Genomic DNA, 12757 nt, shown 5'->3' on the forward strand with positions numbered 1-12757 from the left:
GCGACCGGCCGGCTAACATGTGAACACAGGTTCGATCACCGGGTCGAACCGTGCACGACCAGCAACGCTTAGATGGAGCTCGATGTCTGATCGGTCCAGACCCAGCGTGGAGGCGTCGCCACTCAAGGTGATCGATCTGTTCGCCGGGTGCGGCGGTCTGTCACAAGGGTTCCGCGAGTCGGGGCACTTCACCCCGGTCGCGGCCGTCGAGCAGGATCTCCACGCCGCCGCGACCTATGCGGCGAACTTCGGCGAGGAGCACATCCATCAGGGCGACATCGCCGATTGGGTCAAGGGCGACCTTCCGGCAGCCGATGTCGTCGTGGGCGGTCCACCGTGCCAGGGTTTCTCGAACCTCGGGGCCAAGAGAGCGGACGACGAGCGCAACGACTTGTGGGAGCGCTATGTGGACACGCTGCTCAAGGTGAGGCCACGCGCGTTCCTGCTGGAGAACGTCGACCAGTTCTTGAAGACGAAGCAGTTCGAAGCACTGCGCATGCTCACGCGTCCCGGCGGGGCACTCAGCGACTACCAGATCGACTACGGCATCTTGCGAGCGACGGACTTCGGCTCGTCACAGCTCCGTCGCCGCGCCATCGTGATCGGCACGCACCGCGACTTCGAACAGATTCTGCTGCCGGCCGTGCAGGTGGCGCCTGAAGCTTGGCCGACGGTGAAGGACTCGATCGGCGATCTGAGTCCAAGGGTTCACTGGAGTCGGGTCGATCTGCCACCCGGCCGCGAGTACGAGGTCTTCGGTCGCGTTGTACCCGGCAAGTACACGGCGAGCGAACTCCACATCACGCGGCGCTACGAGGACATCTCGAAGAAGCGTTTCCGGAAGATCCCCGAAGGCGGCAACCGCTTCGACCTGCCCGACGAGCTCAAGGCTGCCTGCTGGATCAAGCACACGAGCGGATCCGGCGACGTCATGGGCAGGCTTCGTTGGGACAAGCCGTCGGTCACCATCCGGACCGAGTTCTTCAAGCCGGAGAAGGGGCGCTACCTGCACCCGGTCGAGCACCGTGCGCTGACCCACCACGAAGCGGCCAGGCTGCAAGGTTTCCCGGACACGTTCGAGTGGTGCGGAACCAAGCTCGAGATCGCACGTCAGATCGGCAATGCAGTGCCAGTACAGCTCGCTCAGCACCTCGCAGGTCACATCGCTAACGGACTGGCCGCTGGACGAGCAACAACGTCGAAATGATCGTCCAACGCCCGACGAAGGCCGTCAACCCCGGCGTCTACCGGAGCATGCAGCGCAACAACGGTCGCAACACGAAACCGGAGTTTGGCCATCCGCAGGCTGTTGCATGCGCGCGGTTTGCGTTACCGATTCTTCCACCGACCGCTGCCAGGAGTGCGACGCGCGGCGGACATCGTCTTCGCACGACTCAAGGCGGCTGTGTCGGTGGACCGTTGATTTGGCACGGGTGCCAGCAGCGTCACACCAAAGCCGCTTACTGGCGGAAAGGTGCGCCACAGTCGCGAGCGTGATCTGGAGACAGATCAATTGCTACGGGGTGCCGGTGGGTGTTAGGCACCTTGCCAGCCGCCTCCAATGTACGAAGGCAGCTGGTTGAGCGTTGACTGTGCCGTAGCGGCATGGTTTTGGCTTGGCCGGTGAGGCAAGGAGCGGGCGTGGGGTGGAGTACGCGGCAGTTGGCCGAGTTGGCCGGTACTACGTTGCGCACGATCAGGCACTACCACGAGGTGGGGTTGCTGGCTGAGCCTGAGCGGCGGGCCAACGGGTACAAGAGTTACGGGGTGCCGCACTTGGTGCGGGTGTTGCGGATCAAGCGGTTGACCGAGCTCGGGTTGTCGTTGGCGCGCATCGGGGAGCTTGGGGAAGGGGATGACGCGCATCCTGAGGAGGCGTTGAAGGCGTTGGACGCGGAGGTCGCCGGCACGATTGAGCGGTTGCAGCGGGTGCGGGCCGAGTTGGGGTTGATGCTCAGGGAGGCGGCGCCTGCCGAGTTGCCGGCGGGGGTGGCGGCTGTGGTGGCCGGGTCGGACCTGTCAGCGGCTGATCGGGCGTTTTCGGTGGTGTTGGCGCAGGTGATGGCGCCGGGGACGTTTGCCCGGTATGCGGAGTCGGTGCGGTTGCACGGGAGGCAGCCGGTGGAGGTGGAGTTCGACGAGCTCACCGAGGATGCCGATGAGGAGACTCGGCAGCGGGTGGCGGAGGGCATGCGGGAGCTGCCGATCCTGCGGGAGATCCGGGAGGCGTTTCCCGGTGGGGTTTATGCGGATGCGCCGCGGGGGGCGCGGTATGCCAGTGAGATGGCTGCGCGGGCGTTGGTGGAGTTGTACAACAAGGCGCAGTTGGACGTGTTGGCGCGGATGAGCTCGGTGAAGGACTAGAGCCAGCTGCGGTGGGTGGCGAGGTGGTCTGCTGGGAAGCGGCTCGGCCGCAACGCGCTGGTGACCGGCGACCTCGACACGGACTGGACGCTCCCGAGCATGGAAAAAGCCGCCGCACACCACGACGAGATGAGTGTGCGGCGGCCATGAAAGCTTCTAGGCGAACGGTGCCTTGTCGATGCCGCAGGTGCGCTGCGCCGGCAACACGCCCGTGAACAGGTACTCGCGCTTGACCTTCTCGGCGCACGCGCTGCGCACGTACATCGAGGTGTGGCCGTAGCCCTCGACGGTCAGGAAGCCGGTGCGGGCCATCTCGGCCGCGCCGTCCTGGGCGCCGTGCAGCGGGGTGGCCGGGTCGTACTTGCTGTTGATGAACAGGATCGGCGCGGAGGTCCAGCGGTTCCACGGGCCGGTGTAGCGGTCGGCGTCACGGCCCTGCCAGAACGCGCACGGCATCATGTCGTACACGATCGGGCGGCCCCAGTACGGCACGCGCTCGTCCTCGCTCTTGCCGTACTTGGTGTACGCGGCCGTGTCACGCGGGAAGTTGCTGTCGGAGCACTGGATCGCGTTGAACGCCTCGGTGCGGTTGGAGGTGTAGGTCGGCGTAACGACGGCGGTGCGTGCGAGCGAGGGCTGCGTCTCCCACAGGGTCTGCAGGACCTGCGCGGTGGACTGCCAGGTGTCGGACTGGGCCAGCGCGTCCCAGACCGTGCCGATCAGCGCGGCGCGGTCGAACGTGCCGTCCGGCGTGGTGATCGGCGTCGCGGTCACCTTGGTGACGAGGTCCGCCCACTTCTTCTTCAGGTCACCGCCGGCGAACGCGCACTTCGTGCCTGCTGCGGCGCACTGGGTCAGGAACTGGTCGAACGTCTCGGCGGTGCCACGCGGCACGTCCTGGCGGGTGTCCAGCGGCACGGTCGTGCCCTGGTCGCCGTGGCCGGTGGCGTTGCCGATGAAGTCCAGCGCGCCGTCGAACGCGAGCGCGCGCACCTTGTCCGGGAACAGGTTCGCGTAGATCGCGCCGAGATGCGTGCCGTACGAGATGCCGTGGTAGGTCAGCTTCTTGTCGCCGACGGCCTTGCGCAGCAGGTCGAGGTCACGTGCGGTGTTCGCCGACGAGACGTGGTCCAGCAGGTCGCCGGACTTGTCCTTGCAGCGCTGGGCGAACTCCCGGTGCTTGGCGTAGAACGCCGGCTCGTCCGCGGCCGTGACCGGGTACAGCGGGATGGAGTTCAGGAACTGCTGCTGCTCCTCCACGGAGTCGAAGCAGCGCACGGTCGCGCTGCGGCCGATGCCGCGCGGGTCCCACGACACCACGTCGAACCGCGACCGCAGCTCCGCCGAGAACAGCCACTCCCACTTGCCACGCGCCCGCAGCCGGTCGACACCCGACGAGCCGGGGCCGCCGAAGTTCACGAACAGCGAGCCGATCCGCTTGCCGGGATCGGTCGCGGGCAGCCGGATCAGCGCCAGGTCGATCTTCGTGCCGCTCGGCTGGTCGTAGTCCAGCGGCACCTTCGCGGTGGCGCACTGGAACCCGTCCTGGCAGTCCTGCCACGACAACGCCGGAGTCTCCGGTGCGGGCCGGGCCTGGGCGGTCGCGGCCGGCGCCAGGCCGACCAGCAGCGCCGCCGCGATCAACAGTGGTTTCACGAGTTCAACTCCCCAGATGGTCCTGATCATGACGACGCCGGTGACAGTCAACCGGTTGCCTCGCGATCCCGCCCGTTACCGTGGCCGCGTGGACAAGACGCGGGTGGGCATCGGACTGGTGGTCGCGGTGCTGGTCGTGCAGGCGGTGGCCAGTCTGGTGTGGAGCGCTGACGCGACGCTGACAGGTCTCGCGCTGGTGTTCAACGCGGTCGCGGCCGTGTCGACGACGTTGTTCGCGCTGCGCGGCGGGCGGGCCTCCTGGGTCGTGGTGGGCTGGTGCGCCGGGTTCTTCGGCTGGCACGCGCTGGGGCTCGGTGAGATCGCCGGGTGGTGGACGACCGGGCTGGAGGCCGCGTTCTCGGTCGCGGGTGCCTACCAGCCGTCGGTCGTCTACCAGGCCGTGATGACCGCGGCGGCCGGGTTCGCGGTGCACCTGCTGCTGCCGCGTCAGCCCCAGGCGTCGGCCACGTAGTCGTCGAAGCTGGTCGCCGGGCGGCCGAGCAGCCGGGCGATGTCGTCGGACGGGGTCGCGAGCAGGCCCTTGCGCATGCCGTCGAACATGCCGTTGAGCTCGGAGATCTCGTGCTCGGAGACGCCGTAGGACAGCAGCGCGTCGCGGTACTGCTCGGGCGTCAGCTGGACGAACTCGATCGGCTTGCCGGTCTTCGCGGCGATCTTCGCGACCGCGTCGGGGAACGTGACGCCGACGGGTCCGCTCAGGTCGTAGGTCTGGCCCGCGTGGTCTTCGGTCAGCGCCTTCACGGCCACCTCGGCGATGTCGCGGACGTCCACGAACGGCTCCGGGGTGTCGTCCATCGGCAGCGACAGCCGGCCGGCGCGGATCTCCGGTTCCCAGATCTGCTCGGAGAAGTTCTGGGTGAAGTTGTTGGCGCGCAGGACCGTCCACTCCAGACCCGACGCGCGGACGGCGTCCTCGGCGGCGTGCATGCCGACGAAGACGTCGCGCGGGGTCTGGTCGAGGCCGCGGCCGGAGAGCAGCACGAGCCGGCGGACGCCCTGCTGCCCGGCCAGCTCGACGAACGGTGCCGCGTCGGCCGAGTCGTACGGCGCGATCAGGTACACCCCGGTCGCACCGGCCAGCGCGGGCTGCCAGGTGGAGCGGTCGGCCCAGTCGAAGCGGACCGCGCTCGACCGGGAGGCCGCGCGGATGGTCACGTCGGTCTTCTGCAACGCGTCGACGACGCGGCGGCCGGTCTTGCCGGTCGCGCCCAGAACCAAGATCTCCTGTGTCATGCCGTCCACTCAACCGGGATCGGCCCGCCCGGCCCATGTGTGAGAGTTCATCGACGATGCTCGATCGTTCGACCCACTATCGTGGAGGACATGAATCCGTTCGACGACCTGTTGCGCGGGGTGCGCGCGGACGGCGGTGGCCTGCGCCGCTCGTCGGTCACGGGCACCCTCACCGGTGAGAGGTGCACGGTGTACGCCCTGGTGTCCGGTGAGGTCGAGGCCGGCGGGCAGACCGCGCGGGCCGGTGACGTGCTGGTGGCGCGCGGGCCGTTCACGCTCTCCGGCGAGGCCGAGGTCGTGAGCGGGTCGTACGACCTGAAGGGTTCGATCGCGCAACGGCTGTCGGCGGTGCTGCCGGACGTGCTGGTCGCGCCGGGCGAGGACGGGTGCGCGGCGTTCTACGGCGCCATCGACGAGACGCCCGGCGTGGTGGCCGACCGGTTGCTGGACTGGATCATGGTCTGCGGCCTCAAGGCGTGGTTCGACCGCGAGCACGACACGGGCTGGCTGGGCGCGCTGGCCGACGACGTGGCCGGTCCGGCGCTGCAGGCCATGCACGCCGACCCGGCGCGGCCGTGGACGCTCGCGTTGCTGGCGCGGGAGGCCAAGGTGTCGCGGACGACGCTGGCGAACCGGTTCGCGAAGCTGGTCGGCACGCCACCGCTGACGTACCTGACCGAGTGGCGGATGGCGCTGGCGGCGGACCTGCTGACCGGGTCGTCGGCCACGGTCGCCGCAGTGGCCCGCCAGGTCGGGTACGCGGACGCGTTCGGGTTCAGCGCCGCGTTCAAGCGCGTGCACGGCATCAGCCCGAGCGAGTGCCGTGCGGGGTCCGCGGCCTGAGCTCCTGGCAGCACCGCACGAAGTCCGCAACGACCTCACCGGCTTCCGGCAGCCACGCGACGCCGATCTCGCTGGGGCTCACGCCGGTCACCGGCACGTAGGCCAGGCGCGGCCGCGGGTGCAGCCGGGCGACCGACTCCGGCACCAGCGCGAGGCCGTGGCCGTCGGCGACCGCGTCGAGGAACTCGTCCGGCCGGTCGGTGACCGCGCCGACCCGCACCTCGCGACCGTCCCGTTCGGACACCGCGAGCCAGTGGTCGCGCCAGACGCCCTTGAGCGACGGGCCGATCACGACCGGTTCGTCGACGATCTCCTCGAACGCGACCTCCGCGCGGCCGGCCAGCGGGTGGGCGGAGGACATGGCCGCGCACCGGGTCTCGGTGAACAACGGCAGCACGCCGTACCGGTCCTGGTCCGGGAAAGGCAGGCGCAGCAACGCGACCGGCACCTCCGAGGTCGCGAGCCCCGCCGTCGGGTCCGACCACGGTGCCCGGCGCAGGTCGACTCGCCAGCCCGGTCTGCGCCGCTGGAACTCCGCCACGAGCTCCTGAGTCGCCGCCGCGCTGGCCAGGAAACCCACGCGCAGCACCCGTGCCGCGCTCCTGGTCTCACGCACGGCCACGTCCCAGTCGGCGAGCACCGCGGGCGTTCTGGCCGCTAGCGCGTGCCCGGCCTCGGTGAGCGTCATCCCGGTGCTGGACCTCGTGAACAGCCGCACGCCCAGTTGCGTCTCCAAGTGCTTGAGCTGCTTGGTGAGCGACGGCTGTGACACGAAGAGCCGTTGCGCAGCGCGCGTGAGGTTGCCCTCCTCGGCGATGGCGGCGAAGTACCGCAGCAGCCTCGTGTCCACGTCCATGCGCGTCAGGTTATGGAGTGGACCGTCAGCCAGTCGTGAGCACCCTTGCCAGTTGGTGGTCCAGCAGGTCCACCGCGCTGTCCCGGTCGACCTGACCGATCAGCACCTGCAGCATCAGGCCGTCGGTGAACGCCAGCAACGCCTTCGCGTCCCGGAGCGCGTCGCCTTCCGGCCGCGCCGCCCGGATCTGCTCGGCCACGAACGCCACCATCTCGTCGCTGCCCGCGCGCAACTGCTCGGCGAGGCGTGGTTCGACGACCGCCTGGGCCAGGAACGCCGCCAGCACCGGCGCCTCGGCTCGCGCGGCCTCGCTGATGGGCAGCAACTCCACCAACACCGCGCGCAGGAACGCCTGCGGGGTGTCGCGCCGCACCTGACCGAGGCGGTGCGCCACCCGTTCGCTGATCAGCCGGAACGCGAACAGCAGCATCTCGTCCTTGGTGCCGAAGTAGTGCTGCACGCGTCCCATCGAGACCCCGGCCTCGGCGGCGACGTGCCGCAGGCTCACGGCGTCGAGGCCACGGGTGGCCATCACCCGGCACACCGCGGCACCGATCTCCTGCCGGCGTGCCTCGTGGTCGACCTGTTTGGGCAAGGCAATCTCCAATGCGATCGCATTGCATCATAGCGGTGACTCGTTTTACGATGCGATCGCATTGCAACGACGTCAGGGGGATGCCATGCAGTTCTGGGACTTCGCCGCACTCACCTACTACCGCCTGATCGACCGGTTCTCCGGCTCGCTCAACCGGCTGGCCGTCGAGAAGCTGGAACTGCGGCCCGGCGACGCGGTGCTCGACATCGGCTGCGGCACCGGGGCGTTGCTCCCGGCCCTGGTCGACGCGGTCGGCCCGCACGGCAGGGTGGTCGCGATGGACTTCAGCGCGCGGATGGTCCGCATCGCCCGTCAAAGGGCGGCTGAATGGCCGAACGTCGAGGTGCGCGAGGCCGACGCGTGCACCACCGACCACGGCACCGGCTTCGACGCGGCAGTGGCACTGGGTGCGTTCAGCGCGATGCCGGACGTTCCCGCGGCCGTCGCCAGGGCCTGTGACGCGCTGCGCCCCGGCGGGCGGCTGTTCGTGTTCGACGTGCGGCTGGCGAAGGACACCCGCACGACCCGGTTGCTGCGGTGGGGGTACCGCAGGATCGCCGGGTTCAGCGGCGCGGACGTCGTCACCGAGCTGCGGACCGTGTTCGGCCGGGTCGAGCCGGTGTTCGCGACCGAGGGCGAGACGACCACCGCGGTGCTCGCCACGAAGGTCACGGGAACGGCCACCGGGGTCAGCCCGCCGGTGTGAGCAGGTCCATGTTGATCATCCCGGCCGCCTGGGCGCCCTGGGCGGCGGCGACGATCACGATGGCCGCCGGGTCCCTGACGTTGCCCGCCGCGTAGACGCCGGGAACGCTGGTGCGGCCGAACTGGTCCGTGCGCACGAACGGGCCGGCGATCGTCTCCTCGGTCTCCGCACCCAGCGCGAGCAGGTGCTCGTCACGCGGCTTGACCGGCGCGGAGTACACGAGCGCGTCGGCCAGGATGCGTGCACCGTCCGAGATGACCGCGACCAGCCGGTCGTCGACGACCTCGATGCCGTCGACCGACTCGACGTGCGTGACGTCGGCGGACCACTGCCGCACCAGCGCCACCTTCTTCTCCTCACCGAACACGACGAGCTTCTGGTCGCGCACCTCGTAGCCGTGGCAGTACGGGCAGCCGAAGACGTCCCGGCCCCAGCGCTCGCGCAGGTTCTCCGGCACCTCGTCGACCAGACCGGTCGCGAACAGCACGACCTTCGCGGTGACACGACCCGATTGCAGCTCCACGGCGAAACCGTCGTCGAGCCTCGTCACCGACCGCACCTCGTCCTGCACGATCTCGCCGCCGTAGCCCTCGACCTCGGCTCGGCCGTGCTTGAGCAGCTCCAACGGCGAGAAACCGTCACGAGAGAGGTAGTTGTGCATGTGCGCAGCGGGCTGGTTGCGCGGTTCGCCGCTGTCGACGACCAGAACGCTGCGGCGCGCCCTGGTCAGCATCAGGGCGGCGCTCAGGCCGGCCGCTCCTCCACCGATGATCACCACTTCGTAGCTCATGACCCGATGCTGCGGTCGACAGTCCGGTTTCAGCAACGTATGTTGCCGGAATGGCAACTCTGGGGAACCGGCTCGCCTCGCTGCGGGCCGAGCACGACCTGACGCTCGCCGAGCTGTCCGAGATGACGGGCATCTCGAAGTCGACGCTGTCCCGGCTGGAGACCGACCAGCGCAAGCCGACGCTGGAGCTGCTGCTGCCGTTGTCGCGCACCTACCAGGTCACGCTGGACGACCTGGTCGGCGCACCGGACGTCGGCGACCCGCGGGTGCAGATGAAGCCGCGCCAGCTCGACCACGGCCGGGTCGGCATCCCACTGACCCGCTCGATCGGGCCACTGCAGGCGTGGAAGATGATCATCAGCGACGACCGGCCGCACGAGCCGCGGGTGCACGAGGGCTACGAGTGGTTCTACGTGTTGAGCGGGCGGGTCCGGCTGCGGCTGGGCGACCGGGAGGTCGTGCTGCGCGCCGGCGAGGTGGCGGAGTTCGACTGCCGCCAGCCGCACACCATCGGCAGCGCGGACGGCGAGCCGGCGGAGCTCATCAGCCTGTTCGGCAAGCAGGGCGAACGCATCCACACCCGCGCCGCGCCGCCGAAACGTGATTAGCCTGGGGGCATGTGCCGAAACATCCGGGTGCTCCACAACTTCGAACCGCCGGCCACCTCCTCCGAGGTGCAGGCTGCCGCGTTGCAGTACGTGCGCAAGGTGAGCGGGGCGGCCAAGCCGTCGGCCGCGAACCAGGAGGCGTTCGACCGGGCCGTGGCGGCGGTGGCCGCTGCCACCCAAGAACTGCTCGACGCGCTGGTGACCGCCGCACCGCCGAAGGACCGTGAGGTCGAGGCGGCCAAGGCGAAGGCACGGGCAGCGGAGCGCTACGGGCGTTAACGACGGACGCGGGTGTCCAGGTACATGCAGATGAGCTTGGCCGCGACACCGGCGGAGCCGACGATGAACGCCTGGTCGGGGCCGAGCGTGAGGGCGATGGCCCAGAGCAGCAGCGCGATCAGCACGAGGATGACCGTCACCTGCAGCGCGTGCGGCCACTGGACGGGGTGGACGACCCACCTCGTCAGCTGCCGGTCCTCGACGTCACCCGCTCTTTCGGGTGAACGCCCAGCGGACTCTGCCGCCTTCACCGCCATCATGCTCCCTCGCCGCGAAATCTCCTGTGGAACTCATTCTCTTCAGTTGATCTTCTACACAGGGTGACTTCCGCCTGTCATGCGGTGAGCGTTGCGTGAGCGTCGGCGAACGGCAGACGAACGGTCAGGCGGATGATCGGTTGCCGGTTCGTCACTGTCCGTTTACCGATTGAGGCCCAAAGCACCACCCTCAGTGCCACCTGATTGAGTGAACAAGCAACACTACGTAACCGATGGTCCGTTCGGAGCAGCACCGTTTTTGTCAGACCTCTCCGCTAACGTCAGGTGAAGAAGGCGGTACGAGGGGAGAAAGCGTTGCCGGACAACAACGTCAGCGTCACCGCACTGTCGTTCACCGAGTACGTCATGAGCGGCCAGCGTGGACGCATCAACATCGTGTCAGAGCAGCGGGGAATGTATCTGACCGACGACCCGAGGGTCTGCGGCTTCTACAACCCGATCCGCGACGCCATGCGCCGAGCGGTCAACTCCACCGAGCCCGAACTGGAGCTCAAGAAGGCGGTCATGGCCGCCAACCGCACCGGCCAGCCGCGGGCGTTCGAGGAGATCGCCGACGGCTTCCTGCCCTGGCTGGCGGCGTTCAAGGCCACCGGCGTGCCGGTGGAGGGCACCACCTACCGCGCCGGCGAGCTCACGTTGAAGGTGCGGCCCCACCTCGGGCTGCGGCGCAAGGACGGGTCGACCCACGCGGTGCTCGTGCACACCAAGGAGGTGCCGCTGACCAGGGAGGCGGCCAACGTCGGCCTGCGGATCCTGCAGCACACCATCGCGGACACGCTGCCGGGCGCCACGCCGATGGTGCTCGACGTGCGGCGCGGCAAGGCGTACCAGATGCCGAAGCGCACGAACCTGGGGAAGCTGGACGTGCTGATCGCGGCGGAGGCGATGGGGTACGTGACGCACTGGAAGCTGTCGGGGCTGTTCGAGGCGATGCAGGACGGTCAGGCGGAAGCGGTCGGGAAGGTCGGTTAGCGGGGTGGCGCGGCCTGCGGGGGTGGGCCGCGCACCAGGGGGTGGCACGGACTCGCGGGGGCGGGTCGCGCGGGGTGACGCGGCCCGTCTGGGGGGGGTCGGGCCGTGTCGAACCTGGTCCGCTGTCGGCGGATTTGCTGGCACGTCCGTGCGAACTGAGGCAGTGTCAACGACATGAGCACAACCGGCCTGGGGTTCAGCGGTGAGGTGGCGGACTTCTACGCGAGGTTCCGCCCCGGTTATCCGCCGCCGGTGGTCGACGCGCTGGTCGCCAAGCTCGGGCTCACCCGCGACCACGCCGTGCTCGACCTCGGCTGCGGCACCGGGCAGCTCGCCGCGCCGTTGTCGCGGCACGTGCGGCGGGTGCTGGCGGTCGACCCGGAGCCGGACATGCTCGCGCACGCCCCGGCGTTGCCGAACGTCGAGTGGCACCTGGGTTCGGACGCGGACGTGCCGGACCTCGGGCCGTTCGAGGCGGTCGTGGTCGGGCAGGCGTTGCACTGGATGGACCACGAGCGGTTGTTCCGCGAGGCGCGCACCGAGAAGTTCGCGATCATCGCGAACGGGACGCCGTTGTGGCGCCAGCACCCGGCGATCCGCAGGGTCCTCGAGGACTGGTTCCACCGGCCGATCACGGCCGACTGCGGTACGGATGCCGTTGCACGCCAACGGTATGCGGACGCGCTGAGCCGGGCGGGCTACCGGTCGCACGAGTGGGCCATCGGGTACACGCACGAGCACACGATCGAAGAGCTCGCCGGCAGCCTGTTCTCCGCGATGTCGCCGAACACCCTGCCGAAGCCGCACGAACGCCCGCTGTTCCAGGAGAAGCTGCACCGGGCGCTGCGCAGCGGCACCTACGTCGAGCCGGTCACCGTGACGGTGATCAGCACGTCTTGAGCATGGCCGCCAGCGCGTCGTGCTCGGGCTGGTCGACGGCGAGCTTGTAGCTGATCTTCACCGAGATCCAGTGCTGGGCGTAGGTGCACCAGTAGGTCTGCACCGGCGGCTTCCACTTCGCCGGGTCCTGATCGCCCTTGCCGCGGTTGGTCTTCGCGGTCACGGCGATCAGCTGGAGGCCGCCGAGGTCGTTGGCGAACGCCTTGCGCTGGTCGTCGGTCCACTTGTCCGCGCCGGAACGCCACGCTTCGGCCAGCGGCACGGTGTGGTCGATGTCGACCTCGGCGGCGTCCGTGACCACCACGTTGTCGTACGGGCTGTTCCACGATCCGGACGTCGCCTTGCAGTTCTCGTCCGACTTCACGTCCGCGCCCAGCCGCTGCAGCACGATCTCCCTGGTGTCACAGGAGTTGCCCTGCGATGCCCAGTGCGGGAACCGGTCGCGGCTGTAGCCGGCCATCTTGCCCTCCGGCGCGATCTGCAGCGCGCCGAGGTCGGCCGACCCGCCCGGAAGCGGAGCGGCGGTGGTCGTCGTGGGCGACTGGTCCTTGGACGACTGGAGTTCCGTCAGATACCAGCCCAGTGCCACGAGCAGCACGAAGACGACAAGTGACGTCACCGCAGCGCGATTCATGGGGCCAATGATCGACCATCCT

16 protein-coding genes are annotated in these 12757 nt (G+C 69.1%); 9 read left to right on the forward strand and 7 right to left on the reverse strand.

Translation table 11 applies throughout. The features are described from left to right. The first annotated feature begins 127 nt into the window (after positions 1-127). Together BBK82_RS05230 and BBK82_RS05235 are read left to right on the forward strand one after the other, a co-directional pair. Positions 128-1207 carry a DNA cytosine methyltransferase gene (locus BBK82_RS05230; protein WP_237048031.1) on the forward strand — a complete coding sequence of 360 codons (1080 nt, stop codon included), beginning with the start codon at positions 128-130 and terminating at the stop codon, positions 1205-1207. 434 nt (positions 1208-1641) lie between these two features. Next, positions 1642-2364, forward strand: a complete 723-nt coding sequence (locus tag BBK82_RS05235; protein ID WP_065920828.1) for a MerR family transcriptional regulator — start codon at positions 1642-1644, stop codon at positions 2362-2364. Between the two features lie 156 nt (positions 2365-2520). On the opposite strand, the gene BBK82_RS05240 is transcribed toward BBK82_RS05235, so the two are convergent. Further along, on the reverse strand, positions 2521-4020 hold the full coding sequence (locus BBK82_RS05240; RefSeq protein WP_237048032.1) for an alpha/beta hydrolase: 1500 nt from the start codon (positions 4018-4020) through the stop codon (positions 2521-2523). Between the two features lie 88 nt (positions 4021-4108). On the opposite strand from BBK82_RS05240, the gene BBK82_RS05245 reads away from it, so the two are divergent. Beyond that, positions 4109-4492 carry a hypothetical protein gene (locus BBK82_RS05245; RefSeq protein ID WP_154697090.1) on the forward strand — a complete coding sequence of 128 codons (384 nt, stop codon included), beginning with the start codon at positions 4109-4111 and terminating at the stop codon, positions 4490-4492. Here the strand turns inward: BBK82_RS05245 and BBK82_RS05250 are convergent. Further along, entirely contained in the window at positions 4468-5274 is an 807-nt protein-coding gene (locus BBK82_RS05250) for an NmrA family NAD(P)-binding protein (RefSeq protein ID WP_065913985.1), read from the reverse strand. The two genes, BBK82_RS05245 and BBK82_RS05250, sit on opposite strands and share 25 nt — an antisense overlap. Before the next feature lie 90 nt (positions 5275-5364). On the opposite strand from BBK82_RS05250, the gene BBK82_RS05255 reads away from it, so the two are divergent. After that, positions 5365-6117, forward strand: coding sequence for an AraC family transcriptional regulator (locus BBK82_RS05255; RefSeq protein ID WP_065913986.1), 753 nt, complete (start codon positions 5365-5367; stop codon positions 6115-6117). Here the strand turns inward: BBK82_RS05255 and BBK82_RS05260 are convergent. Then, positions 6080-6973: a LysR family transcriptional regulator gene (locus BBK82_RS05260; protein WP_065913987.1), complete on the reverse strand. Its 894-nt coding sequence runs from the start codon at positions 6971-6973 to the stop codon at positions 6080-6082. The two genes, BBK82_RS05255 and BBK82_RS05260, sit on opposite strands and share 38 nt — an antisense overlap. A gap of 25 nt (positions 6974-6998) precedes the next feature. After that, the gene (locus BBK82_RS05265) at positions 6999-7568 is read right to left on the reverse strand and encodes a TetR/AcrR family transcriptional regulator (RefSeq protein ID WP_065920829.1); all 570 of its coding nucleotides are present in this window, start codon (positions 7566-7568) and stop codon (positions 6999-7001) included. 85 nt (positions 7569-7653) lie between these two features. Here BBK82_RS05265 and BBK82_RS05270 point away from each other — a divergent pair, with 85 nt between their 5' ends. Next, positions 7654-8274: a class I SAM-dependent methyltransferase gene (locus BBK82_RS05270; RefSeq protein WP_065913988.1), complete on the forward strand. Its 621-nt coding sequence runs from the start codon at positions 7654-7656 to the stop codon at positions 8272-8274. Here BBK82_RS05270 and BBK82_RS05275 read toward each other — a convergent pair. Beyond that, positions 8258-9064: an NAD(P)/FAD-dependent oxidoreductase gene (locus BBK82_RS05275; RefSeq protein WP_065913989.1), complete on the reverse strand. Its 807-nt coding sequence runs from the start codon at positions 9062-9064 to the stop codon at positions 8258-8260. The genes BBK82_RS05270 and BBK82_RS05275 overlap by 17 nt on opposite strands. Positions 9065-9114: 50 nt before the next feature. Here BBK82_RS05275 and BBK82_RS05280 point away from each other — a divergent pair, with 50 nt between their 5' ends. Together BBK82_RS05280 and BBK82_RS05285 are read left to right on the forward strand one after the other, a co-directional pair. Next, positions 9115-9672 carry a helix-turn-helix domain-containing protein gene (locus BBK82_RS05280; RefSeq protein ID WP_065913990.1) on the forward strand — a complete coding sequence of 186 codons (558 nt, stop codon included), beginning with the start codon at positions 9115-9117 and terminating at the stop codon, positions 9670-9672. A 9-nt stretch (positions 9673-9681) separates the two neighbouring features. Next, on the forward strand, positions 9682-9951 hold the full coding sequence (locus tag BBK82_RS05285) for a DUF2277 domain-containing protein (protein ID WP_065913991.1): 270 nt from the start codon (positions 9682-9684) through the stop codon (positions 9949-9951). Here the strand turns inward: BBK82_RS05285 and BBK82_RS05290 are convergent. After that, complete coding sequence (locus BBK82_RS05290; protein ID WP_154697091.1) at positions 9948-10202, reverse strand: hypothetical protein; 255 nt, start codon at positions 10200-10202, stop codon at positions 9948-9950. The genes BBK82_RS05285 and BBK82_RS05290 overlap by 4 nt on opposite strands. Before the next feature lie 291 nt (positions 10203-10493). Here BBK82_RS05290 and BBK82_RS05295 point away from each other — a divergent pair, with 291 nt between their 5' ends. Next, a complete protein-coding gene (locus tag BBK82_RS05295) occupies positions 10494-11201 on the forward strand; it encodes a hypothetical protein (RefSeq protein WP_237048033.1) in 708 nt (235 codons plus the stop codon). A gap of 174 nt (positions 11202-11375) precedes the next feature. Next, positions 11376-12101, forward strand: a complete 726-nt coding sequence (locus BBK82_RS05300) for a class I SAM-dependent methyltransferase (protein WP_065913993.1) — start codon at positions 11376-11378, stop codon at positions 12099-12101. On the opposite strand, the gene BBK82_RS05305 is transcribed toward BBK82_RS05300, so the two are convergent. Continuing rightward, positions 12088-12735 (reverse strand): HNH endonuclease family protein, encoded by a 648-nt coding sequence (locus BBK82_RS05305; RefSeq protein ID WP_065913994.1) that lies wholly within the window; start codon positions 12733-12735, stop codon positions 12088-12090. The two genes, BBK82_RS05300 and BBK82_RS05305, sit on opposite strands and share 14 nt — an antisense overlap. Positions 12736-12757: the final 22 nt, after the last annotated feature.

Source organism: Lentzea guizhouensis (assembly GCF_001701025.1).
Taxonomy (GTDB): domain Bacteria; phylum Actinomycetota; class Actinomycetes; order Mycobacteriales; family Pseudonocardiaceae; genus Lentzea; species Lentzea guizhouensis.

Bases quoted from the DNA above. Each gene is read 5' to 3' on its own strand.
- BBK82_RS05300 (WP_065913993.1), top strand. From the start codon at position 11,376: ATGAGCACAACCGGCCTGGGGTTCAGCGGTGAGGTGGCGGACTTCTAC.
- BBK82_RS05250 (WP_065913985.1), bottom strand. From the start codon at position 5,274: ATGACACAGGAGATCTTGGTTCTGGGCGCGACCGGCAAGACCGGCCGC.
- BBK82_RS05280 (WP_065913990.1), top strand. From the start codon at position 9,115: ATGGCAACTCTGGGGAACCGGCTCGCCTCGCTGCGGGCCGAGCACGAC.
- BBK82_RS05270 (WP_065913988.1), top strand. From the start codon at position 7,654: ATGCAGTTCTGGGACTTCGCCGCACTCACCTACTACCGCCTGATCGAC.
- BBK82_RS05275 (WP_065913989.1), bottom strand. From the start codon at position 9,064: ATGAGCTACGAAGTGGTGATCATCGGTGGAGGAGCGGCCGGCCTGAGC.
- BBK82_RS05255 (WP_065913986.1), top strand. From the start codon at position 5,365: ATGAATCCGTTCGACGACCTGTTGCGCGGGGTGCGCGCGGACGGCGGT.
- BBK82_RS05260 (WP_065913987.1), bottom strand. From the start codon at position 6,973: ATGGACGTGGACACGAGGCTGCTGCGGTACTTCGCCGCCATCGCCGAG.
- BBK82_RS05285 (WP_065913991.1), top strand. From the start codon at position 9,682: ATGTGCCGAAACATCCGGGTGCTCCACAACTTCGAACCGCCGGCCACC.
- BBK82_RS05305 (WP_065913994.1), bottom strand. From the start codon at position 12,735: ATGAATCGCGCTGCGGTGACGTCACTTGTCGTCTTCGTGCTGCTCGTG.